We start from the raw sequence: 24,409 nt of genomic DNA on the forward strand, positions 1-24,409 counted from the left end.
GGGCTTATTTACTGACAATGACAGGGGTTTGATCGGCAAGTTTCTGATAGCCGGAGGTGATCACCTGCTCATTTCCGGCAAGTCCGGATTGGATGGCAATACCATTACTGTAAAGCTGACCGGTAATTACATCTTTCCGCACTGCCTTATTTTGAGCGTTCATGATAAATAAGAAGTTAGTCCCTTTATCATCTACCTGCACAGCCTGTACGGGGACAATAACTTCTTTAATATTAGATGAGGCCACAGTGCCGGCAGTTTTGTTAAATATCACTTTACAAAGCATGCCTGGTCTTAACTTCATATCGTTATTGGCCAGCGATATTTTAAGGTTATAATTAGCGCTGCCGTTAAGCGCTAAAACGCCAACTTCAGATACCTTGCCCTGCAAAGGCTGATCCCCTAAGGCATCAATTTTTACCGTAGCCGGAGTTCCTGCTTTATAGTGGTTGATTTCACTTTCGGGCACTGCAACCAGCACCTTCACCGAACGGGTATCCAGCAACTGTAAAACCGACTGCCCAGGGTTAGCTACGGCACCTGCTTCAGCTTTCTTTTCACCAATATACCCGCTTACTGGTGCATAAAGGTGTGTATGGGCTATATTCTGGTAAGTTGCGCGGGCTGCGGAAGTTGCCTGTTCATAATTTGATTTTGCCTCCAGCATTTTTATTTCGGAAATGCTGCCTTTTTTAAATACATCGTTGATACGGGTGTAATTTTCTTTGGCGAGTTTAGCCTGAGCCAGCTGCGCGTTATACTGGTTGCGGTATACCGTTTCATCTACAGCACCTACCAGTTGCCCTTTTTTAACGTAATCGCCAGTTAGTACCGGGAATGACAGGATAGTTCCGGAAACCTGAAAACTTAAATCAATTGTCTTTTCAGCTTCAAGAGTTCCGTCGTAAATGATCCGGTCGCCGGTTGACATGGAATCCGCACTCAAATTGAATACGTTTACTGCTAAAGTGTCCGGCCCGTTCTTTTGCTCTTTTTTACCTGAGCAGCCGGAAATCCAGATAGCGGCCATCATCGCTCCTGCAAGTGTAAGTTTGATTTTCATATAATTAAATTGAACATTATTTGTATTTATGTCGATTGTTATTTCATTGTTTATTAATCCCACAACTGATTGTACTGAGCTATAAAAAATTAAAAAGTGAACTTAATATTTAACTTTTACTCTTATTTTGAAATCGCATCTGATTAAATAGCAACTCCAAATATCTTCGACAAATATACGCTATTTGTTTTTACGATGTTTTTAATAATTGTGTCATATTAATAATTCGCATATTCAGCTAAGCTTATAATTGGCAAAAAAGCCACAAACAAAAATTGTATTTTTGTCGAATCATGAAATCAGATCAAAACGATAGCATAAGGGAAGAGATCATCGCGGCAGCGGATGCGGTGTTTGAGCGTTACGGCTTTGTAAGGGTATCTATGCAGGATATATCAAATGAATGCAAAAAAGGGCGAAGTACGCTTTATCATTATTTTAAGAATAAAACAGAGGTGCTTGACGCTTTATGTCACAAAATATTTTCCCAATGCCTGGAGGAAAGCAAAGCCACGATAAGCAAACGACGTTCTTTTTCAGCCAATATAGAATCATTTAACGAGGTAAAGATCAAACGCCTGCGTGAAGTCGTTTTAAAATACAAGCTGGTTATAGAAGATATGAGGCAGGATCCATCGCTGTTGATCATGCAGTCCCGCATTATGTCTGAAGAGGAGATTCTGGTGGTGAAACTCATGATCAGCTGGGCATTGGAAAACAAGGAAATAGCAGAACTAAATGAGGAAGACAGCCAGTTTTTGGCGGAAACCTTACAAAGCGTTTTCAAGTGCTTTGATCAGGAAATTATTCTTTTTGGAAAGTTTCCGCAATTTGAAAGCAAAATAACCTGGCTGGCGCAAATAATGCATAAAGGCCTTATGTAATTGGTTTAGTTTTAGCCGGATAATCAGGTCTAATTTATTTAGTCAATATCGCTTTGCCCGAACTTGATATATTACAGTGCGTAAGCAATCATCCCACTCATAAGGCATTAGTTATCAAACCCATTTAGGGGTATTATAAATCCGCCCTTAACCCTGAACATAAAATAACTCAAACAGAACTTGCTGCCTTTTTTCAAGCGCTTTTTAGTGCTCAAACAATTCTGTTTCTCAGTTGATCCAGATTGTATCATTGAAAACATCGGATTTTTTTATGCCCAAGTCAAAAACTCAAGGGAAGCGGGACACCGTATTAGCAGAAAGAACATTCTGCAACTGAAAAACTATCGTGACGGTAGCACCAAGTTCACTTTTTATTTGAAAATTTCCGTCCAACTGCTTACTCAATGCCTTCATAATTTCCATACCTAAAGAGCTGGCTAATTTGGCATCAAAATCTTTCGGTAATCCCTTACCATTGTCTGATACGGTAAGTACAACAGAATTATTCCCGATAGATTGGAGTGCTACAATTATTTTGCCGCCTACTTTGCTAAACGCATATTTTATAGCGTTCGTTATAGCTTCGTTCAAAATGAGTCCGATTGGAACAGCCTGAGCTAAGTCTATTTCCATAGCGTCAACCAGTTGCTCAAAACGGATCCTGCGGGAATTAACATTGAAGACATCTCCAAGATATTTTATAAGGTCAGAAACGTAAGCAGCCATATCAATACTGGCCACATTACTACCACTATATAATTTTTGATGGATCAATGAAATTGTCTGTACCCTGTTCTGACTTTCTCGAATAGCTTCAAGTGCGTCAAGATTTTTCAAATAAGCAGATTGGGTATTCAGTAAGCTCATTACTATTTGCAAATTATTCTTTACACGATGATGCACTTCTTTCAATAACCAATCCTTTTCTATTACAAGGTTCTCCAACAGTTTATTTTGGAATTGAATTTCAGACTGTTTAATTTGTAATTGTACATTGTTTCTTTCTTTTAGCCGGTAGCGGCTATAAACAAGGCCTAATAATAACAGCAACAACAGAGATCCGATTATTGTCCAGTTACGGCTTAGCTGTGCTTGTTGAAACTGAATTTGCCGCAATTGCGATTGCTTTTTCAGCAAATCAATATTTTTCATTTGTAACAGCAACGCGTTGTTCTTTTTCTGAGTTTCAAATTGTACCTGTAATAACGACGTTTGTTTATTCCGTTGTTCATTAAAGTTAGAATCTGCGAAGGTCTTATATAATTGGTGATGCTTTATCGCACTATAATATTTACTAAGGCCAGAATCTGCTTTAAACCACAGTAGTTGTGATCTACTCATCCCAAGCCAAAAGTTTTCTTGTTTTGATTGGTTGTAATATTCTTTTATTAACGGATAGCTACGCCTATATTGGTGTGTTTCCACATAATATTTAATTAAAATAAATCCTACCTGGCCGCCAGGTTTCACATTTGCTTTGCTAAATAGCAAAGCTTCCAATTCATTGGCATAAACTTTGGCCATTTGATAGTCCCCAAAACCAAGATAAATATATAAAAATCCATAAAAAAGGTTGATTCGCCTCTCTGGTTGTTTATAAAACCCCATGGATGCCATACTTTTTAACAAAGAAAGAGCTTCGGAATACCTTTTCATATAATATAAGGCTTGAGCCATATTACGGCCAACCACATCAATATAATTTTCATCCTGATATTTCCTGGCTATGGTAAACGCCAGCTTTAAATATTGATATGCCCGGGTATAATTTTGGAAATTAAAATAGGTTATAGCTACCCGATTATATATTGTGCATAATTGTAATGTCTTGTCCTGCTGTTCTTCGGCTGTCTCAACAGCAAGTAAACCATACTTTAATCCGTTCACCACATCACCTTGAAATGTATAATTATCTCCCATTAGGCTATAAAGGCCCTGTAATTTTTTATAACCAATAGATTGGTAAATTGATAGCGCCGCGTTAAGATTTGCAAGCGGTTCGTCGACTTTTCCTTGTTGTTGTTGGAGGTCTGCCAAATCAATAAGTGTAGTAGCGGCACGCTCCTTTTCTTTCAACTTTAGAAAAACATCAATAGCTTTTTTATAATAAAATATTTTTTGTTCCAGAGCGCTTTCCGTATTGCCATAATGTTGACCAATGATTATGTAAGCATCTGCCACACCTTTAAAATCCTTTATTTTTGTGAATAACGACAAGGCCTTTTGCGATAATGTTAATCCAATATCATTCTTACCTTTTTTATTTGCAATTAGCGAAGCTATAAGAAGACAACGGCCTTGACTTTTGATGTTTCCCAAGTTGGTACTTAGTTTTTCTGCCTGATTCAAAAGAATAATCGCACTATCAATGTCACTTTTGTTTGCCCCGGATCTTAAGACAAGTTTTTTGCTTAAAGCCAGCAGTAACTGTACCTTGATGGTATCGGGCTCACTACGGCTAATTTTCCCCAATAGATCTTGAGTAGACTCATCCTCGAGGGTTTGGCAAACTGCATGAAACGATAATGCAAATAAAACAAAGGAGATGAGGAGTATTTTCAACATAACTTTTAAAGTTAATTGCCCCGATCAATTGGCCGCAAAAATTCGGCGCGCCTGGATCTGACTACATACCTTATTACTATAAATTTTACAAATATTAAGATCAGCTAAAATTTTTCTTAATAGTAAATTACCCAAGAATGTTTGAGCCTCAATGGGGATGATATACTGACAAAAGATAAGGCGGTTTCTGAACATTGTAAATATGTATAATCGCAAAAAAAATGACTATTAGTCGTCTTCTTATTCGGTCCATATGCAGTTATAATACTTTTCAACTAAATCCATGCCACCAGTATAAAATATTAAATATCAAAGAGTTAAAAATTAACCTACCGAAATAAGTTACGAAATATCATATCAAAAAAAATAGCTACGAAATATCGTAACTACCTGTCAAACATATGGGTGTTAATACAATAGCTCAAAAGCCCCTGTCAAACCCAGGAAATATTCTTTTTGTTCTACTTATCACATTTTATGTACTGCCGGAATCACCGTTGGTTTATCACTGTCTTTAACATACACTACAAGTAATTTTGCCGGTTGGGTAAAACTGTCATTTCTGGCATCACTATGAAGGCCGTTGGGCGTTTCATAAAATGAATCACCTGCTTTGTAATGGTAGGTTTTTCCTTCAAAAACAGAGACTATTTCGCCTGAAATTAAATAGCCGAATGTAGGACAAGGATGCCTGTGAGCGGGCGATTTACTTCGTGGCGGAAAATCAACAACCATCATTTCCACAGATTTATTGGTAAACCCTTTTTCTTTAAGCAGCTGTGTCAATATAACATTATGGGCAGTGGCCATGTACTTTGTACTATCGCCAACTGTTTGTTGGGTCTGCGAATACGCAGAAACGCCAGTGAACAGCATAATTATTGCAAGCATGCATCGCCTGCCATCAATTTTAAATTGTTTCATAATTGTATTGATTTTAATTGTTTACATGTTGACCATATCAACTTTTTTCACTTTTGTAGCTGCGCTGATAAGTATTTGTGAAGCATTGAACAAATCACATTGAGAATTCCGTCATTTTCTCTATATGGTAATCTATGCTCCAGCGGTGTGTTGGGAGTAGTGCCAGCAACAAACATGCAGCGCTATCTGTAAGAACGGAATAGTTAAAAGGCGATTTTATTCCTAAAAATACGGCCATACAAAGAGCAAAGGACAGCAAAAGCAAAAAACCACACATAGCCGCTTCTTTAATCCTAAATCCGATCAGAAATAACAACCCAATACCGGCTTCGCCTATTGTAGCTATAAAACCCAAAATGCCTGCCATTGAACGGTTAAAAAAAGGCATAAGGCTATTGGTATAAGTCACAAAGTTTTCCCAGTTTCCCCAATCCACAAAGTTTCGGCCAGCAGGGCCGAGCCAGCCCAGGCGGTCGGCCACCGGCAAAATAAACCCGATGCCTAAGGCCAATCGGAGGTAAAGCTGAGCTCGCTGGTAAGTATTTTCCATACCGTTATAATTTGATTACAAAGATATTTATGCAGTAAGCTTTCGTTGATTAATCATTTTCATATTGACATAGAAAGGATAAAACGGAAACTTTTTTGCCATTCATCAAAAAAGTCCGCACAAATCCGCGTGGGGCAATAAAACTTCAACACATCTGATCGAAACATTGACTGAGAGAACTTGCGCTGCAGGTTTAGCAAATAACACAAAATGCGTTCCGTTACGCCGAAAACTGTCTTAAGTGATAATCCAGATGCATAGAGCAGAGTTTACCCCATTGATTTACCGTTAGTGTTCCAAAATAGCAATGCGGATTCCACTGACTCTGCAGGGTAGCGTTGCTGGCGGCGTCAAGTATTTTGAGCAGTTGTTTTTTTTCATCTTCAAAATCAAACCTTGATTCGGGCGAAATTGCCATACATAAAGGTAACCGGAGGCCTTTTGGTTGGGCATTATATAAATTAATCACTATCCATTTGATAATGGTTTTGGAAAAAAAATAACTTTCATCAGGTAAATCATAAAAGCCTTGCCCACTGCCCATGGACAGATTAACATGGTGCAGCATTTGTTCTACCCGCATAGTGCCCCATTGCCCTGGTGTCCCCTCCTTTAGTTTTTCTATTCGGGCCTTAAGAGCCCGATATTTAATTTTCGTGAAAAAATCAGCGCCATTAACACGCTTTACTGTAATCGACTCGAAAAAGTATCCTGACAACGCTATAAAGGAACTCCAGAGTTGCTTGTTGATAATTGATCTCTTTTTTTTCATTTTTTAATCGTTTGGCGGTATTATTTATTATGGATTTGATAAAAGCAAAATCAATGTTTAGAAATGGCCACGCATTCCCATTGTTTTATAGTAAACAGGGAATGTTATGACAACTTATCAGGTAGCCACATTAGTTAACTGAATGTTTTCCCCGGCAACAACATTTTTGTGGTCAAGGATTTTTTTTACCGCATTAACTGCCAGGGTTATTAGCGCAAGCACCAGGATAACCGCTATAATAGTAGCTATAAACAAAAATATGGCCCGGTTGGTAAGCAGCTGACTTTGCATTCCGAGTGTCTTCCCCAATGAGGCGTTCGCGGCGGCGGCGGCCTGGTCTGCAGAAAACCCCTTGCTTGCAAACAATTGTTTAAGACTTTTTAATCGTTCATTCACCTGATCATCAACAACCGTAAGGTGAAACAGAAAGCTTTCTTTAAATAGTTGGTTGAAGTAAAGCTGAAGATTATAAAACCCGGCGCTGGCGTTCAATAACGAAGTGAAGCGGGTAAAGGCTGCTATTATTAACGCGGTATAACCAGTTGTGGCCGGTACAGCAGTAAGGGTAAATATCATAATTGGAACGAAAAGTATCCCAGAGGCGGCACCCTGAAAAAACATCGGCAATATCAGATCGGTAAATGCCAGATCCGGAGTAAAGATCAAATACATCCACAGATGGTATACTAATGACATAGTGAAACCGGCAATCAGGAAGTATATGGTGGCATCTTTTTTTCGTATAAGAATCTGTGCAGTGATGATCATGAAAGTAATTAAACCGCCAACATTACAAAGTCCCAGGATCATCTCCTGTGTCGAACTCCATTGCAAAACAGATATGGTATAACCATAAATAATATTAATGCTTTCTTTTGAGCCGTAGTAAAGTGCCAGCAATATCAGGCCCATCCAGAATTTTTTGTATTTGAATACCTTTAAATCGATGAGTGGTCTTTTAACCAGGTATTGTCTGCAGAGGTATAATACCGCACCGGCAACAGTAATCATTGTTGATTGCTGAATGCGGATGTCTGTGAACCAGTAGTATTTTGAACCATATACAATAGTGTAAGCCAGACCAACCGATCCCATAATAAAGAAGACTGTACCTACCCAATCAATCTGGTATAAAGGGTACTTGCGAATATTTGACCGAACATTGAAACCAAATAACAACACCAGTATAACAAGAACCTGGAAAATAATGAGGTAATAATAGAGGTTTGTAAAATCGGAGTTGAGTGTAACTGCCGAAGCGATGAGTCCCAAAAGCACACTGCTGCTTAATACCGTACCGTAAAATACAGTTGAGCCTATTGCGCGACCATGCTCCGGCCTCAAAAAAGTTGGTATAATCACCAACATACTTCCTGATAAACAAGCGACTACACACCCCTGAAAAAAACGAATAAAAAAGAATATCGTGATATTAGTATTGACTATAAATGCAACATTTAACAGGATAGAAATAAATGTGATAAATAACAAGTAATTTCTTGTTTGGAAGTACCTCAGGAATCTGAACTGTATAGGCAGTACAGTTATAATAGCCGCATAAGTCAACTGTACGCCCCAGATTGTATCCTCCGGTTGGGCACCTAAGTATGACAATACATAATTCTGACTTAGCGCGATTGACGCAAATTCCATAATTGAAGACAATAGAATAAGAAATAAAGTGATCCTTACACCCCAATTCCATCTCAGCAACCAGGGCTTAATATATTCCGGCGCGGTCATATTACTTTCTTTTTAACTGATACCAATACATTCATCCCGGCTTTAACCGGCTCAATATCGGTGCTGGTAAATTTTATTTTAACCGGCACGCGTTGTACTATTTTAACAAAATTGCCGGTAGCATTATCAGGAGGCAGTAATGAGAATTTGGCCCCTGTTGATGCAGATATGGCTTCTATTTGCCCATGGTAAACTTTATCGTCAATGGCATCAACCCTGATATCAACCGGCTGGCCAACGTACATGCCATATACCTGGGTTTCTTTAAAATTAGCGGTGATCCATTTTTCTTTTTCATCAACTATTGATACCAAAGGCTGACCAGCCTGAATCTGTTGACCTTCCTGTATGGTTTTACGTCCCATTTTACCGGCATATGGCGCTCTAATAACGGTATATTCCAGGTTAATATGTGACAGGTGAAGCAGCGCTTTTTTTCTTTTTAAATCCGCTATTAACAAAGCCTTACGTGACCTCAGTTCGGCAATTTTAGCGTAGCTTGTTTTAAGGTTATTTTGGGTGGCGTTGTAATCGCTCAATGAAACATCATAATGTGATTGTACTACTTCAAGGTCTGATCCTGTGATAGCCTCTTCCTTGATGAGGTTTTTATAGCGCATGATATCGGCATGTTGTTGAACCAAGCGGGCTTTTGCACCATCTATCTGGTCTTTATTAACCAGTGTACCAGTTTCTGCAGAAGTTATACTGGCAGAGAGTACAACTAATTGCGCGTTTGCATCATCAACAGCGGCTTCGGCTTCGGTCACGTGCTCACGGTATTCGCGATCGTCGATAACAACCAGCGTATCTCCCTGTTTTACTACCTGATGCTCATCAAACTTAACTTGTTTAATGTAACCGCCCGCACGGGCCGATACCGGGTTAATATATGATTCTACCTGGGCATCGTTTGTTTCCAGGTATTTACTTCCCGTTAAAAAGTAATTGGCAAAGTATATCATGGCACCTATAACCACGATGATAGCTACACTGGATAATATAATATTACCGGGGTGAGCTTTTTTAGTATTTGGAGTTTCCATATATCGAGATTTGGTATTTTTATGATCTGTTTATAATTTTCCTGAAGTGAATAATAACCTGTAGTAAATAAACTGGGCACTGGTTTCTGCCTGCACCAGGTTATACCTGGTTTCCTGGTATAAATTGTCAGCGTCCAGCAAATCGGTCAATAAGGCCAGTTGGTTAAAATATTTAGCACTTACAATTTTATAGTTCACCCTTGCCTGTTCAATTGATTTTTGGGTAACAGCTATCCGGTTTAAGGCTTCGCGATATTTAATGAGCAAGCTGCCAGCTTCCTGTTTTATGTTATCGCTGATGTTTTGTTTTACAAACTCAAGCTCTTGCAGCCTGATGCGGCTGGCCGATGTTTTGTGCTTGTTTTGGTAAATGGATGAAATATTATATTGAATTTTAAAACCTACAAAACCAATGGAATAGCCCTGATCAACCGGCGGATAAAATATAGTATTGGGATAACTGAAACCGTATGCCGAGTACAATGACGCTGTTGGGAAAAAGTTGCTTTTTACACCCTTGATCCTGGCCTCCTGGATTCTGATACTTTCACTGCTTTTACGGATAGCGTAGGCATTTACGGCCGTTGTGGTAACCAAACCAAGCAGGGTATCCACAATAGGCCTTGGCATAGCGGCCGAGTCGGTTGTAATAATACGGGTTGAATCTGGCAGGTTAAGCAGCACATTCAATTTCTGATTGCTGATGGCAATATCGTTTTGAACCTTGTCGAGATTTAGATTTACTGCCGACAGGTTAAGTTCGGCCCGCAAAACATCGCTGCGGGTAACTTTTTGGTTCCGATATAGCGCGTTAATATTTTTCAACCTTGTTTCTGCACGGATGATTTGCTCATCGATAAACCTTTTCTGATCATTTAACCTGATCAGATCAAGGTATTGGGCGGCCGATTGCAGGCTAACGCTGCCTGCCTGCTCCTGAGTGCTAACCGCTGCTAGGTCCTTTTTGCTGCTTTGCTCGGTTTCAAAGGCTTTTTGCCTTCCGCCTGCATATAGGTTAAAATTGGCCGATACACCCAAATCATCACCATTTGAAGTCGGCCTTTTAGGTACCGAGCGAACATCGCTTAATCCGTGACTGTAAAGTGTTAAACTGGAAAAGCGCTGGTAATCGCCGCTGGCCAGTATGGTGGGCAGTGCCGCGGCTTTAGCATCTTTAAAATCAGCATCACTGGCACTCTCTTCGCTTTTTGCAGCCTGTACCTGCTTGTTTTGAATTTTGGCGAGGCTTACCGCTTGTTGCAGTGAAAGCGGGTATACCGGGTTTTGCTGGGCCAAAACAGGCAGCTGGCATACAAAAACAAGGCAAAGAATGATTCCGGTAAGCCTGCTTGTGGCATGCCTAAATAGTATGATTTTCATGAAATTTATATTTAAGAATTAGGATCTGTAGATTATTCCACTTGATTGTTTTGCAGGGTATTATATAAGTAGGTCTTAATTTTTTCAACGGTGAACATCTGCCCGCCCGGATCAAAATGAGTATTAATGATCTCGTTCAATGGTGACTCGCAAACCAGGATTGTGAACAGCCCCAGAATACCAAAATAGGCCAGGTGTGCATCGCTACTACTAAAATAGCCTTCTTTTACGCCATCATTTACAAGCGTTTTTACTGTAGTTAAAACATTATCCCAGTAATTCCTGATCAGATCTTTTACCGGTGACACGTCCGAAAAAGCAAATTCCCGATTTAATAAAGTGAAGAATTTATTATTGCCGGATGTTTCCGCGTAAACATCCATGAATCCCAAAAGCCTATCTGGTACCGAGCCGGCCAATTTAGGGATGGCTTGTAAAGCTGCATTTAATTGCTGCAACCTGATGCGGAAGATCTCTATCAGCAGTTCATGTTTTGAACCAAAATAGTAGCTGATCAGCGACAAATTCAAACCTGCCGCTCCGGCTATCATACGGATGGATGTTCTGTCGAATCCATATTCAGCAAACAGTTTTTCGGCCACATGGAGCAGCAGTTCCCTGGCACCGCTTTTTTTAGTTATTAATGTATTCATTTTACACTATCATTTAAATTGTCCGGTAACTGAATAATTAGCAGATCTGTCTCTTTTTCAAAGTGGATGGTAATTTTCTCCTTTAACGACAGGCTCATTCCATCCCGATAGGTCATTGGCCTGTTATTCACGGTCATAGAGCCGCTTAAAACAAACAGGATGAGGTTATCATTTAATGAAGTCTGGTCAATAACATAGTCGGAATCCCCAACAAATCGACCTCTCCACAACCAGCTGTCAGTGTTCAAATCAATGCTGTCATCGTTTAGGGCTGGTATTGAAAATGAAAGTTTTGCTTCATCTTCTTCGCTTACCCTGGCCGGAAAAAACTGTCTCCTTCTTTCGGTAGAGTCTGTTGTCAGCCAAATCTCCAGGAATTCATTTTCCTCGTTCTCGTTGTAATTAAAGATGATAGTTTGAACCCCATCGCTGCCGTAGCCTACTAAAAGCGTATCTTTCTCCTTCAGTATTTTCCGATAACCTGTTGAATCGTAGTAAGCAGCTGCCCCACTGATTAATATAATAACCATTAATATGGGGCTGCCTGTAAAGTTTTGTATATCCTGCCTTCCGGGTAAAATAATTTTGTCATCAAACCTAAAAATATTGCCCCATGCTGTATCTGTGGGAGGAAATTTTACAGGAAAAATAGAATGATGAACCTTCAGGTCTATCATATCGATAAATTTCCTGTCTGTTTCTGCAATCTGTTTCATAAACATCGGTTTTGTGGTTCCGGATCAACTAAATCCTTTCCCTTATTGTACAAAACAAATGTCGGGACAATCAATGCCCTAAAAAGGGCGGCATGGCTGTACTTTTAGTCGTTTTTACTGTTCCTTCAATGTGTAACCGCTTATTTAACAGTTTCAAATCATTTGAACGTTAAAGAAATCTTTCGCATTTATTTAAATACATATAATCAGCAAGGGCGATGACTTAACCCGCTATTGCTTGAGACGAAGAAAAAAAAATAACTTATTTACAATCGCTTCCGATACTCCAAGGGAGAGATTCCTTCATGAGTTTTGAAAAACTTCCCAAAAACGGACTGGTCGGAAAAATTTAGCTGGTCACTCACCTGGGAAATACCGAGTTCTTTGTTCTGAAGCAATACTTTAGCTTCAAGAATAATGGCGCGATCTATCCACTCTCCAGCAGTTTTACCGGTTTGTTTTTTAATTAATTCTGAAAGATATTTTGGAGTAACGTTTAAATTGTCAGCGTAAAAACTCACCGACCTGTGTCGCCAGAACTCTTTGGTCAGTAGGTTACGAAATCTGATAAAAATCGAGCTCTGATCATCCGTTTTACTTACAACAACCGTCCTGTTTTTGTGCATGGCATCTACCTCGTGAATAAGCAGGTACGAATAACTACGCATTAATACCAACTCGTTCGGGTGATCTTTGTTATAGGTAGCGGCTATCAAATCGAAAATAGCGCTCAGCCTTCCCATTTCATGTTCATTGAGAACTAGAAAATGACGGTCATTATTTTCAAAAAAACGGTACTTATTAAGGTAAAATATATTAGCCCTTGTTTCCAACAGAAAGGAGTCGGTAAAAAAAAAGATCAATATTTCTGTCTCCCCTTCGCATTGCTGAAAACTGCGCGTAACGTTAGGGCCGATAGTCAACACTGCCGGCGCATCTATTATAAAATTAGTAAGATCGGCATGAAGATTCATACGTCCCTTTTTCAGCAACAGTATGGTATAAGTCTCCGTACGGAAGGGCTCGTCATTATACAACGGTTCTCTTCCCGGCCCGACATAAAAATAATCGGTTTTTCTCGTCGCGAGCTCAAAAGCCTTTTGCAACCTTGAAATAGAATATGTACTGATCTCGTCCATGGATAATTAAATTTACTGGGATTTAATTAGAGTATATCATAACCCGATCCATTTTAAACTTATGATGACATATCACGTCGAAATTTGCCGGTAACCGATAATTGGTACATCGCCACAAACGAGAAGATGTCGTTTTTATACCTGCTGCCCCTTTTTCAACGAAAGATACCTTTTGTAATAAGGCCTGTAACCTAAAGCATATGCAAAGGGCTTTAACAGCACAAAAACTATTCGTTGCAGCGCAAATGGCGGCCGCGCCAGCCGTAGAACATTGTTGAATTTGCCAGCCGTAAGTACCATCTGTAAAAACCTGGGCGTGCCCTGTTCATTAACTTTGCCATCATTAACCAATGCAAACATAGTTTCCAGTAAAAATTCTGTATTCATAGGCCTTGTAACTTTCCAATTTACAGCAGCCTTGCTCTCCCCATCGTTCCAAATGCTATGAATGCGGTTTGGTGATATGTGAAAGCTTTCGCCTGCCTTGTAAACGCTTATTTTGTTATCCATCCGCACCTTTATTCTGCCAGAAATTATTCTGAAATCTTCCGCACTATCAGGATGATAATGCATAGGGGGTTCTTTTGACAGCGCGCTATAAGTTGATTCCATCTCGAGCAATTGGCCTGAAGTATCCCAACTTGTTTGAATGAACTTGATGCTTTGTCCCGTTACCGGATTATAAATGATTTGATTTTGATAGGCCACCTTTATAAAAAATTATTTGTGTATATGCGATTAGGTTAGAAAGTAGAAAAAAAGATGCCTGGTGAATTCAATCAATCAATTATCATTAAACAGACTGTTGCTCAGCCCTGTATTAAAAAACAAATGCTATCTTCTTTGGCCAACAACCCATGCAGCACATTTACAGGTATTTCAAAATCATCATCCTTTTTAAGGTCAACAGTACGCTCCAGTTCGGAGTAAAGAATATGACCTTCGCTTACGATCAGGGTAGCTGGCACCCCGGTTTTATGTTCTTTCCAAACCATCCCTTTTTTTAAGCCGATGACTATCACCTTATAATGATCTGTATGTTTTATAAGTTTAGCTACTGGCCCCTGTGTAAGTTCAATTTGCTCCCGCACTTTTTTAATTATCATATATATATATTATTTAAAATTTAATTATAGATGCTTCTGATTTTCCTTGTCAACCCAAAACTCGTCTTCATAAAGCTCTGTGTAAGGCTGTTGGTGCGATTTCGTCAGCGCCTCACCAACATGGGCAAGCGTTTCTGGCGATAACTCGCTTTCGAGGCAAGGAAAAAGTTCCCGCTCTTCAAACCTTATATGGCTGATGAGTAGTTCAACAAACCTTATGTATTCATCATTACTGCCCAGTTCGTTATTTTCAGCCTTGACGAACCAGGCCTCAAGCTCTTGATGTTCACGCTTAGCCTTCTGAATCAATTCATTATCAAGCAGGCAAAATAACAGATGTTCTTCGTCTTGGAAATGATTCCGCAGGTGCGCTTTCCAAAAAAATCCGATATACTCATTAATGCGAGAAAATGCGATCTCCTTTTTAACCCCTTCCTTGATTTTCCATCCAAATAAAAGACCTGAATGATGATCACGGGAGAGTGGCATGATATGCGCGTTTCTTTTAATAGGCATTTCTGATCTCGATTAATTAACAACAATGGATTCTGGTTCTGCGTATCTGATCTGCGCGCCTTTCCCCAAAACGATCCACGCTTTAAAATCCGCGATGATCTTTAACATATGTTCTTCTCCCGAAGGAATCAAAAATGTTTGTCCCTTGTTCAATTCGTAAGTTTCGCCTGCGTAAATAAGCAAAGCGCTACCCTCCCCTACAATCAGGCAGGCATCGGAAGTTGCTATATGCCTTTTCATATGTGTCCCGGCAGTCAATTCAATTTTAACCACCTGGAAATTTTCATTTGCTTCAATCTGTTTCATTGTTTTAATTTTTAAAACTTATATATCTGCAGCTAAACAATCACTTTATCTGCTTCGTCTCCTACTTGCCCGCTCGCTCTGAATCATCCCAGTAAAAAAGTTCCTTTAATGAAGTTTAACGGAGAGTGATGTGATGATGAAATAACCCGTCCACGCTACAAAAAGGATGATGCCCACCACCAGCCACCATGGAATACTATGAGGTGTTTCGCTGCCTTGCAGCATAAAGCTTTTTTGATCGCCTTTGCCGTATGCGTTTATCATAAGAGGTAACACACCCTCCACAACTTCATCTTTTCTTAAACCCTCAATGGCAATAGCTGGGCCGTTACGTACTACAAATGGAATAAACTTAACCCCTTCTTTACCCAAATGATCTTTGCTTACTACTTTAAGCACATGGTTACCATCTGTTAATTTTTTGGTATCCAGATCAAATGCAACAGGGGCCGGAAACTCGCCCAGCGGCCTTGGGTCATCATCAATAAATAAGGTTATAAAACTTTGATCTCTCATTGGTTGGCGTCATTTAATATCATTCGTTTGATGTGCTCTTTATTCTTCTCCGCAGGGCGGGCTAAACATTTGATAGATGCTATCAAAACATACAAGGTTATAACAACCATAATGCCTACTATCAGGTAATCCCAGTCGCTATCCGGTCCGCTGCCATGTGTAATACCCCTTAGTAATTTGGGCTGCTGCTTATCACAAGCATCACAGGCTAATGCATTTATTTTAATTGATATTATGAGTAGCAGTATTGTGATTTTTTTCATTTTGCTTCTGTTTAATGATCCTATTTTTTAGCCGTTGTGGCTTCCCCTTTACCAAACGACGCGATGATCTTCTTCACCTCATCGGCAGTTACCATTTTGGAGTTATTACCCCAACTGCTTCGCTCGTGGTTTACAATAGCGGCAACCTCTTCGGATTTGAGGTTGTTGTTAGTACCCACTGGTGGCATAACGCCGTAACCCTCACTTGCCCTGCCGTTGTAACCTTTCATAATAATAGTTACCTGTACCTCTGCACTTGGGTCAAGTACTACTTTGCTATCTTTTAATGATGGGAAAGCGCCGCGTAAGCCTTCGCCGTTTTCCTGGTGGCAAGCCTGGCAATTGGTTGCATACAGCGCGGCACCATCAAGCCCGGCTTTGCCTGTACCTGGTTTACCTGGGGTTGAACCTGAAATTTCCGCAGTTTTTCCGTAAAGGAATATCGGCACCGGTTTACCATCGGGCAGTTTCACCTGTTTTAATGATTTTAAATAGGCCACCAGCGCCAGGGCTTTATCCGAGGCTACTATCCGGCCGGTAATCCTTTTCCTGAAATCATCGGGTACATTAACAACAACTTCACCTGGCCATGGATAATCCCGAACGGTAAAAAGCCACTCATACGAGGGCATAATTGAGGCCGCTACAACTGAACGCGGATTAAACAAATGCAGCAGATGCCAATCGGAACTGGGCTGACGAAGACCAATATTGGTTAAATCGGGGCCAGTACGTTCAGACCCCATCAATGTGGCGGTATTGCGCCATACATCCGTGCGGCTATTGTTTGCATAATCGGCCGAAATTCCTGGCCGAGTGCCCCAAACTTTATCCATATCCAGGTTACGCACTTGCTGGGTATGGCATGCTACGCATCCTTCGGCAATAAAAACGTTCTTGCCCTGGGTTTCCAGTTTGGTTAGCGGGATGCTGCCCGGTAAGGGTGCATTGTTATTTTGGTTTGATGTTGCGGGCACAATGGCTACAAAAAACGTGAGCAGCACAAAAAAGCACAGGGCAACGGTAAAAAGTTTTCGATGGTTATTGTAAATCTCCATGGGGCGGTGCTAATTAAATTTCTGCGTTTATGGGTGTGTGACTCAATTGGTCAAAAATCTGGTTCTTCATTTCAGATTCGGTACGGTTGCCGGCAAACATTACATACATGTTCCAGGCAAATACCAGGTGCGATGCCCACATCAGCGAGCCGCCAATTGCGCGCCATAACCAGTAAGGTGCCATTAGCACTACACCATCAATAAAAGGCTTACCCTGGGTCCAGGCTATACCTTTTAAAGTACCGCCAATCATCAATGGGATAGTATAAAATAACACGCCAATTAAGGCCATCCAAAAATGCGCACCCACAAGGCCCTGTTTGGGTTCTTTACCGGTAAGGCGCGGTACCAGCGTATAAATACAAGCCCAAAGCATAAATGCAATAATGCCGTACATGGTAAGGTGCGAGTGGGCTACTGTAAAATCGGTAAAGTGCCAGACGAGGTTGGTGCTCCTGAAAGCTTCGGCTGTTCCCTGTGTTGATCCTGTAAAATAAAACAGGACGCCTACAATGTAAAACGGCAATGTATAGCTTCGGCCTATTTTATGGTAATTGCCCTTAAAGGTCATTAAGAAATTGGTAGTGCCCGCAAAAACCGGGATCAACATGCCCATGCTACCCACAATAGCCACCGTTTGCAGCCACCAAGGTATCGAACTGAATAAAAAATGATGTGTACCTATCAGTGTATAAAATAAAATTTGCGCCCAAAAGGCCAGGATGCCCAAGCTGTAAGAGTATATGGGGGTATTTAGCTGCTGTGGCAAAAAATAATACACTAACCCCAGGTTAAAAAGCATAAACCACATCCCTACTGCCTGGTGCATATAATAGCCTTGTATAATAGTTTCGCCAAGACCATTTTGATATAAGGGAATATAGCCAACTACAGCAATCACCGTGATAAACATCATGGCCGAAATGATATACCAATTAGAGATGTAGATCTCTTTTGTTTTACGATCTGCAACGGTTTGCAAATAATTTACAAGCGATATCACAATGCCGGCGGCAAACAGCCCCATTACCGGCCATGTGTACTCCCTGTACTCGCCGCCACCATTATTAATACCCGCCATAAGCGATAAGCTGCCGGCAACCACTGCTGAGTTAATAAGCACCAGCGATTGATACCCCCTTTTGATGCTGCGTATTGCGGTATTACTTACTGTAGAAACTACATAATAACCCAGACCGATCATCGCCAGGGAGGACCAGCCCCAGAAAACCATATTAGTATGTACCGGCCTTAAGCGGCCAAAACTTAACCAGCTTACATGATCAGCATCGGGCGCTACGAACTTTATTCCTATATACTCCCCAATAGAGGTACCTACAACCAGCCATAGCGCCGCGGTACCTAAATACCACATAATAAGCTTAACCAATTCTGGATCGGCTTGGTGCCTGGCCGCCGCTTTGCGTTTGGCAGCAAAGAAACGCGGAGAATTGATTTCACCTACATTGAGCAGCATACCTCTCGCATCTTCCGGATCAACCTTACCGGAAAGCTCTTTGTTAGTCAATTTGTAATCAAGCGCTTGTTTTCTCTTTACCAGTTCTTCAAAAACAGCATCGTCGCTATCAACCGTTTCCGCCAGGTCATGAGTTTCTTTTTTGATGCGGCTATACCGGGTTTTATTAGCCAAATGCTGAAGCCTTACTCCAACAAAAAACATCACAGCCAATAACGGGATACAAATCAGCGCAAGCATAATGATCATGCCCGGGCTTGTTAAAACATGCTCTCCGCCATCCTCTGCGGTTTGCGCCCTGGCGGCTATGGATAACAGGCAAAACAATATCACAATGACGGTAGTTTTAAGTCCCGGCCTTTCAATATTTGGCTTACCCTTTCTTCTTTTAGAGTTCCTCCGTCTGATCAACAGCTCCAACTGTCTGGAGTCTAAGCCATTAATCTGCCGAAATCGCCATTTCTCCACCGTAATTTCCTTACTAGAGGTGTCTTCATTTAACTCTTTTGCAAGGCGGATAATCCATACCAGCATCAGCAGTATAAAAAAAACTGTGAACGCCACTATAAGACAGGCTATCACATTTACCTGCGGATTGATCTCAACCGGCACAACGGCATATACAGTATTAAAGGGGCTACAAGCCAGCAGGGCCGTAACCAAAATAAAAAATAAATAAAATCTAATTTTCATAATAAAATACATTAATACCTTTTATTTTTAGGATGAATTATTTTAAACACTTATTTTCGGACATCAAAAGCTAAAGTGGTTGCAGATATAAATCTGCTAACTCAAAAAATCAATTAATTTCAGAGCACCTGGGTTCAAATTTTCATTGAACTATCTATTGGTTATATTTTGTAGCATGACATGCAATTGGTTGTCATTCGTCAAAATCAAAGTCCGGAGAAATCCACCCTTTAAAGACTATTGCCAGTGTCTGATTGCAGGCGATTTCTATCTTATATTTCTGCAGTTTGCCGGGCGATAAATAAAACTACCCGAACTGTATACTCACATCTTTTTTTAATATTCCCGTTGCTTATAAGCAAATGTAAACATCAGGATTGATAATAAAAGATATTTTTATCTTTTATTATCTTCTTGCTTTTGGATGACTGTTCAGGCCGTAAGTTTCACCGCCTCCTGAACGGGGCAATTAAGTGTAATTTCCTGAAATACAGGCAAACTGAAATAAAATACAGCTCCTGCAACAGGGCCATTTTCTGCCCATACTGCCCCTCCATGCTTTTGAATTATGTTTTTTACTATGTAAAGACCAAGTCCTTTACTGTTTTTTTGCCTGGTAGATTGGCTATCGCACTGATAAAATTTTTGAAAAACAAGCTGCCCCTTTTCCTCATCAATTCCCGGTCCCTCATCTTGTACAGATACCGTTATTTCGGACGGTGCTTTGGTAACGCTGATAATAATATTAGAACAGGCAGGAGAAAATTTGGCTGCATTGGTCAGGTAGTTGATTAACACCCGAATGATCTTGTATTTATCTGCCCTTACAAGGATTGTCGCTTCTGCCGGGACTTTACGAAACCGGTGACCAGGATAAAGAAGCTTTACTTCATTGATAACTGTATTCACCAGGTTATCCAAATCAAAAACAGTTAAATTGAACCGGGGTTCCCGCTCATCATCAGTTGAGGTTGTAAGGTATTCATCAATAAGCTTTGTCATTCCATCAACATGATCATCAACCATATTTAAAAGCCTTACCGGCCGCTTATTAACACAATGCGACAGCTCGTTTATCAGGAATTGGGTGTTTAGTTTAATAAGTGTCAATGGAGATCGCAACTCATGGTTTACTATTGCCATACTCAGGCAGTCTTCTTTAACTTTTTGAGTAACATCCTCGATAGTGCCAACCATTTGTTCCGGTGCTCCCCATCTTCGGGAGTAAAGGATTCCCGAAAGTTGTATCCATTTTTCGTTCCCAAACTGAGTAACTATATGTATCTGTTTTTCGAAACGTGTACCATTAAAACAAGCCAGTTTAAATTCATGGATAAGCTTTCCTGCATGTGACGACTTTACCTGGGTCAAAAGATCTTCCAGGCCTTCATAGTCTCCTTTTTGCAACTCCAGTATTTTACGCATGCGCGGGCAGATAGATATTTTACCGGAGCTGAGTGCTATCTTCCAGTTACCTATATAATTGCCGCCAAGCATATAGTCGTTTAAAATATGCTGTTTATTGGCCTTGTATCTGATCTCCTTACTCATACTAAAATTCTTTTTTCGCTTTTAGACAATCCACCTGTATTTACATTTATCCTGAAAGTGTTATTAAACTTTGGCCACAAATGGATGAACATTCCATTTATATATGACCGATAGGAGCTCATCAAAATACCTTTTATATCATAATTGGTTAAGATTATAGCATATATGGCGCTGCCATTTCCCGTTGTGCTTTTACTTTCGCCATAGTATGTTTCAACGATTTCAAAATCGTCGGCTGCTATCAACACATTGCATTGCAAGCAACGGATATATTTTTGCTCCACGATAAAATCGTGATCGAATCCGCGTTCGTGCAGTGAAATTATGATATCAATTATTTTATCATCGTTTTTCATACCGATTTCTTAAACACCTTCCAAAACAATCTGAACTGCATCCGGAATCGGTAATACGTTTTCTCTGTTTATTACATTTTCGGTTTTACGATTAAGAGCAAGTAAGGAAACCTGCATGATCAGAAGGTATAGCGGAAATACTTCCGTACCGTTACGTACTACGATCCATAATCCAATGGTAATGTCCGCAGTCAGGAAACCAAGTGCGATTTGCTTTAGACCGGCTTCCGATGGTAATAGGGCCAACGTGCCTGCAGAATATTTTACTGTCAGCAACAATTGCAATATAAACAAGGTCACACTACCACCCAGCGCCAGTCCGGTTTGATCCTGTACCAACTTAATGGATAAACTTCCAAAGGAAAATGTGATAATGCCAGCTATAAAAGCGATTAAAAGACAAGTATTCTTTTTCATTTCAGGAACGATTTAATTATCCAACTAATGATTTGTCACTTATCATAAACTGTTGTAAAGTTCCGTTTGAATTGTTTTTTTATCAATGTATCAATTATGCATATAATAGTATATTTTACATATTTCGCCGCAATTAAGAAATTGTTGTAAAAAAAAAAACGCCCCTTAGTGGGACGGCGCTTGTGAGTTAATTTAAATGTTGAATAATACTTATTGAGTTAAGCAAATTAGCCGTCATTGGTGTATATCAAAATAAGTCTTCTTTTTTTATTCCCAATTTTTTTATTCTTGAATGCAAAGTAGTAGGTTGAATATCCAAAATTTCCGCAGCACCGCCTTTTCCGCCAATCCTTCCTTCGCACTTTTTTAATACCGTCAAAATGTGCTCCCTGCTAATTTCATCTATTGTTTTCAGCTTTTCCGTGTCTTCAAACATTTTAACAACCGGTTTATTACCATTGCCATTGTAGGGCTTTGGTAAAAATACCTGCCTTATCACCGTTTCATTGGTGAGCAGCACCGTTCTTTCAATAAGATGTTCCAGTTCCCGCACATTTCCAGGCCAGTGGTAGGTACGAAGTTGATCCATCACTTCTGGAGATACATCCGTTACACTTCTGGAGCTTTTAAGTGAAAACCGATGAATAAAGTGTTTCACCAAAAGAGGCAAATCTTCAATGCGTTCTCTTAATGGCGGAATGGTTATGGGAAAAACGTATAACCGGTAATAAAGATCGAGTCTGAAACGCCCCTCTTCAACCTCTTTTTCAAGCACCCGGTTCGTTGCGGCTATAATGCGAACATTAATTTTTATCGGCGCCTTACCTCCTATCCGTTCAATTTCCTGTTCTTGTAATACACGCAACAGCTTTACCTGCAACTCCGGATGCATTTCTCCAATCTCATCCAAAAAAACAGTTCCTTTATCGGCAAGCTCAAATTTTCCAATTCTTTTTTCGTTTGCACCCGTGAAGGCCCCCTTCTCGTGGCCAAACAACTCAGACTCAATCAGCGTTGCCGGAAGAGAGGCGCAATTAACAATAATCAAAGGTTTAGTACGCCGGGGTGATAAGTTATGTATGCTTTTAGCTATTCGTTCTTTTCCTGTTCCGCTCTCTCCTAATATCAAAACCGAGGTATCCAGCGGGGCCACTACCGATACAAGATCCTGAACAGTTAAAATCTGATGACTGTTCCCTATAATACCATCAAAAACAGATATTGTTGCCGCAGTTTGATTATTAACCGTCACCGGTAACGATATAGGCCTGTCTTGTCCACTATTTTCGAGTTTCAATATAGATTCAACAATGTTTGTAAGCGTTTGTTGAAGGCGGCTGAGCAATGCCAGGTGATCATTTGTATAGCAATTGCTTTTTCGACTGTAAAACGAAAACGTCAACACTTCACTATCAGCCATTAACAGCGGATAGTTTAAAAAGGAATTCATTTGAAACGTGTTTGCTATCGCCTTTTTAATAGGGTATCGTTCACCTATTTCCCTGAACTCGGTATTATTATAGAATTTTGTTTTAGTACTTAGCGGCGTCTTTTTTACCATGTTCTCAAAATCCTGTGCCGACAATCTGGCAGCGCTGAGAAAATCCTTAGCTCCCAACATTTGATATTCATCGAACCCTGTTCTGTAAAATGATATACCTTCAAATGATGATACGGTTTCTACGTTCAGGATTATACTCAAATAATCAAATGGTAGATATGGTTGCAAGCTGCTTGATATTTTGCGCAATTTTTGTCGCCAATCAATTTGCTCCTGCTCAATAGCTTTAAATTTCTCTTCAAGGGCAAACTCGCGTCGGAACCTCGATTCCATACTATTCCGGTGGCGGTAAAAGGCAACCTCTATTGCAATCAGTAGTTCGTTTTCTCTAAAGGGTTTCACCAAAAATCCATACGGCTGCGTACTCTTTGCCATATCCAATATACTTTCCTGGAAATTTGCTGACAGGTAAACAAACGCAATGTTCTGGGCGGTCAGATCGCGTGCTAGGTCTATCCCTGTTAGTGGGCCTTTCAGAAATATATCCAGTAAAACCAACTCCGGCTTCTCCTCATTAATAATTTCCAACGCTTCTTTAACGGAATCAGCGATTCCGCAAATTTGATATCCGGCCCTGGTTAGTATCAGCTTCAGATCAAAGGCGACTAATGATTCGTCCTCAACTATTAGTATTTTTTTTTCCATAGTGAATTACCTAATACTATTTAATCCTTCGCACGGTATTTAATCTATCATTGCGAAAACCTATCTCACTATATCCGCAGCTAAATGCAAAACAGGATACAACTCTACAATGATACTTCTAAGCCGCTATTGCCTTTTCATAAGCTTATTAAATAAAAATACGTTCTTTTTTTCATCATAAACGTAAAAACTTTCCTCAGGAGCAACATGAGGTTACCCATCGCGATGAGCAGTTCTTCAAGTGGTTATATTGAAAAAGTTTAAATCCATTTAACTGATATTTAGCATTCTCTGCAACACGGGTAGTCTTGTAACTAAAATTAAGTTGCGTTAAAAATGAATGATATTATGTGATATTAAAATGTACCCGTTATAGATTCTAATGTACTATTTACACCTTGCTTAAACTCTGCCGATTAGCTTTCCATAAGCTTTCTGTCGTTTCGGGTCCAATCCCGCTGTTATATGTTCATCAAATGGAGATACGAAATATCGTAATTCAATTCGCC

24 protein-coding genes are annotated in these 24,409 nt (G+C 40.1%); 1 reads left to right on the forward strand and 23 read right to left on the reverse strand.

Annotated elements, in window-relative coordinates:
• Positions 1–4: 4 nt before the first annotated feature.
• Positions 5–1,063, reverse strand: a complete 1,059-nt coding sequence (locus Q0R88_RS08840; RefSeq protein WP_295715159.1) for an efflux RND transporter periplasmic adaptor subunit — start codon at positions 1,061–1,063, stop codon at positions 5–7.
• 293 nt (positions 1,064–1,356) lie between these two features.
• Here Q0R88_RS08840 and Q0R88_RS08845 point away from each other — a divergent pair, with 293 nt between their 5' ends.
• Complete coding sequence (locus Q0R88_RS08845; protein WP_295715161.1) at positions 1,357–1,947, forward strand: TetR/AcrR family transcriptional regulator; 591 nt, start codon at positions 1,357–1,359, stop codon at positions 1,945–1,947.
• Between the two features lie 288 nt (positions 1,948–2,235).
• On the opposite strand, the gene Q0R88_RS08850 is transcribed toward Q0R88_RS08845, so the two are convergent.
• From Q0R88_RS08850 to Q0R88_RS08955, 22 genes are all read right to left on the reverse strand, one after another.
• Positions 2,236–4,512 (reverse strand): histidine kinase dimerization/phosphoacceptor domain -containing protein, encoded by a 2,277-nt coding sequence (locus Q0R88_RS08850; protein ID WP_295715164.1) that lies wholly within the window; start codon positions 4,510–4,512, stop codon positions 2,236–2,238.
• A 468-nt stretch (positions 4,513–4,980) separates the two neighbouring features.
• On the reverse strand, positions 4,981–5,436 hold the full coding sequence (locus Q0R88_RS08855; protein WP_295715166.1) for a cupin domain-containing protein: 456 nt from the start codon (positions 5,434–5,436) through the stop codon (positions 4,981–4,983).
• Between the two features lie 94 nt (positions 5,437–5,530).
• Positions 5,531–5,986 carry a hypothetical protein gene (locus Q0R88_RS08860; protein WP_295715168.1) on the reverse strand — a complete coding sequence of 152 codons (456 nt, stop codon included), beginning with the start codon at positions 5,984–5,986 and terminating at the stop codon, positions 5,531–5,533.
• A 220-nt stretch (positions 5,987–6,206) separates the two neighbouring features.
• The gene (locus Q0R88_RS08865; RefSeq protein WP_295715170.1) at positions 6,207–6,758 is read right to left on the reverse strand and encodes a DUF1569 domain-containing protein; all 552 of its coding nucleotides are present in this window, start codon (positions 6,756–6,758) and stop codon (positions 6,207–6,209) included.
• Positions 6,759–6,875: 117 nt separating this feature from the next.
• On the reverse strand, positions 6,876–8,501 hold the full coding sequence (locus Q0R88_RS08870) for an MFS transporter (protein WP_295715172.1): 1,626 nt from the start codon (positions 8,499–8,501) through the stop codon (positions 6,876–6,878).
• A complete protein-coding gene (locus tag Q0R88_RS08875) occupies positions 8,498–9,547 on the reverse strand; it encodes an HlyD family secretion protein (RefSeq protein WP_295715174.1) in 1,050 nt (349 codons plus the stop codon). The genes Q0R88_RS08870 and Q0R88_RS08875 overlap by 4 nt, the downstream gene beginning before the upstream one ends.
• Before the next feature lie 30 nt (positions 9,548–9,577).
• On the reverse strand, positions 9,578–10,927 hold the full coding sequence (locus Q0R88_RS08880; RefSeq protein WP_295715176.1) for a TolC family protein: 1,350 nt from the start codon (positions 10,925–10,927) through the stop codon (positions 9,578–9,580).
• A gap of 32 nt (positions 10,928–10,959) precedes the next feature.
• A complete protein-coding gene (locus Q0R88_RS08885; protein ID WP_295715178.1) occupies positions 10,960–11,580 on the reverse strand; it encodes a TetR/AcrR family transcriptional regulator in 621 nt (206 codons plus the stop codon).
• Positions 11,577–12,296 (reverse strand): hypothetical protein, encoded by a 720-nt coding sequence (locus tag Q0R88_RS08890; RefSeq protein WP_295715180.1) that lies wholly within the window; start codon positions 12,294–12,296, stop codon positions 11,577–11,579. The genes Q0R88_RS08885 and Q0R88_RS08890 overlap by 4 nt, the downstream gene beginning before the upstream one ends.
• A gap of 266 nt (positions 12,297–12,562) precedes the next feature.
• Positions 12,563–13,435, reverse strand: coding sequence for a helix-turn-helix domain-containing protein (locus tag Q0R88_RS08895; RefSeq protein ID WP_295715182.1), 873 nt, complete (start codon positions 13,433–13,435; stop codon positions 12,563–12,565).
• Between the two features lie 135 nt (positions 13,436–13,570).
• On the reverse strand, positions 13,571–14,047 hold the full coding sequence (locus tag Q0R88_RS08900; protein WP_295715184.1) for a cupin domain-containing protein: 477 nt from the start codon (positions 14,045–14,047) through the stop codon (positions 13,571–13,573).
• 197 nt (positions 14,048–14,244) lie between these two features.
• The gene (locus tag Q0R88_RS08905) at positions 14,245–14,541 is read right to left on the reverse strand and encodes a hypothetical protein (RefSeq protein WP_295715186.1); all 297 of its coding nucleotides are present in this window, start codon (positions 14,539–14,541) and stop codon (positions 14,245–14,247) included.
• A 24-nt stretch (positions 14,542–14,565) separates the two neighbouring features.
• Positions 14,566–15,057 (reverse strand): hemerythrin domain-containing protein, encoded by a 492-nt coding sequence (locus Q0R88_RS08910; protein ID WP_295715188.1) that lies wholly within the window; start codon positions 15,055–15,057, stop codon positions 14,566–14,568.
• A gap of 12 nt (positions 15,058–15,069) precedes the next feature.
• Complete coding sequence (locus tag Q0R88_RS08915; RefSeq protein WP_295715191.1) at positions 15,070–15,363, reverse strand: cupin domain-containing protein; 294 nt, start codon at positions 15,361–15,363, stop codon at positions 15,070–15,072.
• Positions 15,364–15,468: 105 nt separating this feature from the next.
• Positions 15,469–15,879, reverse strand: a complete 411-nt coding sequence (locus Q0R88_RS08920) for a cytochrome C (RefSeq protein WP_295715193.1) — start codon at positions 15,877–15,879, stop codon at positions 15,469–15,471.
• Positions 15,876–16,142 carry a hypothetical protein gene (locus tag Q0R88_RS08925; protein ID WP_295715194.1) on the reverse strand — a complete coding sequence of 89 codons (267 nt, stop codon included), beginning with the start codon at positions 16,140–16,142 and terminating at the stop codon, positions 15,876–15,878. Before Q0R88_RS08925 ends, Q0R88_RS08920 begins: the two co-directional genes overlap by 4 nt.
• 20 nt (positions 16,143–16,162) lie before the next feature.
• A complete protein-coding gene (locus tag Q0R88_RS08930; protein ID WP_295715196.1) occupies positions 16,163–17,200 on the reverse strand; it encodes a cbb3-type cytochrome c oxidase subunit II in 1,038 nt (345 codons plus the stop codon).
• A gap of 13 nt (positions 17,201–17,213) precedes the next feature.
• Positions 17,214–19,370, reverse strand: coding sequence for a cbb3-type cytochrome c oxidase subunit I (locus Q0R88_RS08935; RefSeq protein WP_295715198.1), 2,157 nt, complete (start codon positions 19,368–19,370; stop codon positions 17,214–17,216).
• A gap of 432 nt (positions 19,371–19,802) precedes the next feature.
• Positions 19,803–20,921: an ATP-binding protein gene (locus Q0R88_RS08940; protein WP_295715200.1), complete on the reverse strand. Its 1,119-nt coding sequence runs from the start codon at positions 20,919–20,921 to the stop codon at positions 19,803–19,805.
• On the reverse strand, positions 20,918–21,277 hold the full coding sequence (locus tag Q0R88_RS08945) for a hypothetical protein (protein ID WP_295715202.1): 360 nt from the start codon (positions 21,275–21,277) through the stop codon (positions 20,918–20,920). The genes Q0R88_RS08940 and Q0R88_RS08945 overlap by 4 nt, the downstream gene beginning before the upstream one ends.
• A gap of 9 nt (positions 21,278–21,286) precedes the next feature.
• Positions 21,287–21,694 carry a hypothetical protein gene (locus Q0R88_RS08950; protein WP_295715203.1) on the reverse strand — a complete coding sequence of 136 codons (408 nt, stop codon included), beginning with the start codon at positions 21,692–21,694 and terminating at the stop codon, positions 21,287–21,289.
• Between the two features lie 247 nt (positions 21,695–21,941).
• Positions 21,942–23,900 carry a sigma 54-interacting transcriptional regulator gene (locus tag Q0R88_RS08955; RefSeq protein ID WP_295715204.1) on the reverse strand — a complete coding sequence of 653 codons (1,959 nt, stop codon included), beginning with the start codon at positions 23,898–23,900 and terminating at the stop codon, positions 21,942–21,944.
• Positions 23,901–24,409 lie beyond the last annotated feature (509 nt).

Source organism: Mucilaginibacter sp. (assembly GCF_025362475.1).
Taxonomy (GTDB): Bacteria; Bacteroidota; Bacteroidia; order Sphingobacteriales; family Sphingobacteriaceae; genus Mucilaginibacter.

Bases quoted from the DNA above. Each gene is read 5' to 3' on its own strand.
- Q0R88_RS08840 (WP_295715159.1), bottom strand. From the start codon at position 1,063: ATGAAAATCAAACTTACACTTGCAGGAGCGATGATGGCCGCTATCTGG.
- Q0R88_RS08845 (WP_295715161.1), top strand. From the start codon at position 1,357: ATGAAATCAGATCAAAACGATAGCATAAGGGAAGAGATCATCGCGGCA.
- Q0R88_RS08850 (WP_295715164.1), bottom strand. From the start codon at position 4,512: ATGTTGAAAATACTCCTCATCTCCTTTGTTTTATTTGCATTATCGTTT.
- Q0R88_RS08855 (WP_295715166.1), bottom strand. From the start codon at position 5,436: ATGAAACAATTTAAAATTGATGGCAGGCGATGCATGCTTGCAATAATT.
- Q0R88_RS08860 (WP_295715168.1), bottom strand. From the start codon at position 5,986: ATGGAAAATACTTACCAGCGAGCTCAGCTTTACCTCCGATTGGCCTTA.
- Q0R88_RS08865 (WP_295715170.1), bottom strand. From the start codon at position 6,758: ATGAAAAAAAAGAGATCAATTATCAACAAGCAACTCTGGAGTTCCTTT.
- Q0R88_RS08870 (WP_295715172.1), bottom strand. From the start codon at position 8,501: ATGACCGCGCCGGAATATATTAAGCCCTGGTTGCTGAGATGGAATTGG.
- Q0R88_RS08875 (WP_295715174.1), bottom strand. From the start codon at position 9,547: ATGGAAACTCCAAATACTAAAAAAGCTCACCCCGGTAATATTATATTA.
- Q0R88_RS08880 (WP_295715176.1), bottom strand. From the start codon at position 10,927: ATGAAAATCATACTATTTAGGCATGCCACAAGCAGGCTTACCGGAATC.
- Q0R88_RS08885 (WP_295715178.1), bottom strand. From the start codon at position 11,580: ATGAATACATTAATAACTAAAAAAAGCGGTGCCAGGGAACTGCTGCTC.
- Q0R88_RS08890 (WP_295715180.1), bottom strand. From the start codon at position 12,296: ATGAAACAGATTGCAGAAACAGACAGGAAATTTATCGATATGATAGAC.
- Q0R88_RS08895 (WP_295715182.1), bottom strand. From the start codon at position 13,435: ATGGACGAGATCAGTACATATTCTATTTCAAGGTTGCAAAAGGCTTTT.
- Q0R88_RS08900 (WP_295715184.1), bottom strand. From the start codon at position 14,047: ATGGAATCAACTTATAGCGCGCTGTCAAAAGAACCCCCTATGCATTAT.
- Q0R88_RS08905 (WP_295715186.1), bottom strand. From the start codon at position 14,541: ATGATAATTAAAAAAGTGCGGGAGCAAATTGAACTTACACAGGGGCCA.
- Q0R88_RS08910 (WP_295715188.1), bottom strand. From the start codon at position 15,057: ATGCCTATTAAAAGAAACGCGCATATCATGCCACTCTCCCGTGATCAT.
- Q0R88_RS08915 (WP_295715191.1), bottom strand. From the start codon at position 15,363: ATGAAACAGATTGAAGCAAATGAAAATTTCCAGGTGGTTAAAATTGAA.
- Q0R88_RS08920 (WP_295715193.1), bottom strand. From the start codon at position 15,879: ATGAGAGATCAAAGTTTTATAACCTTATTTATTGATGATGACCCAAGG.
- Q0R88_RS08925 (WP_295715194.1), bottom strand. From the start codon at position 16,142: ATGAAAAAAATCACAATACTGCTACTCATAATATCAATTAAAATAAAT.
- Q0R88_RS08930 (WP_295715196.1), bottom strand. From the start codon at position 17,200: ATGGAGATTTACAATAACCATCGAAAACTTTTTACCGTTGCCCTGTGC.
- Q0R88_RS08935 (WP_295715198.1), bottom strand. From the start codon at position 19,370: ATGAAAATTAGATTTTATTTATTTTTTATTTTGGTTACGGCCCTGCTG.
- Q0R88_RS08940 (WP_295715200.1), bottom strand. From the start codon at position 20,921: ATGAGTAAGGAGATCAGATACAAGGCCAATAAACAGCATATTTTAAAC.
- Q0R88_RS08945 (WP_295715202.1), bottom strand. From the start codon at position 21,277: ATGAAAAACGATGATAAAATAATTGATATCATAATTTCACTGCACGAA.
- Q0R88_RS08950 (WP_295715203.1), bottom strand. From the start codon at position 21,694: ATGAAAAAGAATACTTGTCTTTTAATCGCTTTTATAGCTGGCATTATC.
- Q0R88_RS08955 (WP_295715204.1), bottom strand. From the start codon at position 23,900: ATGGAAAAAAAAATACTAATAGTTGAGGACGAATCATTAGTCGCCTTT.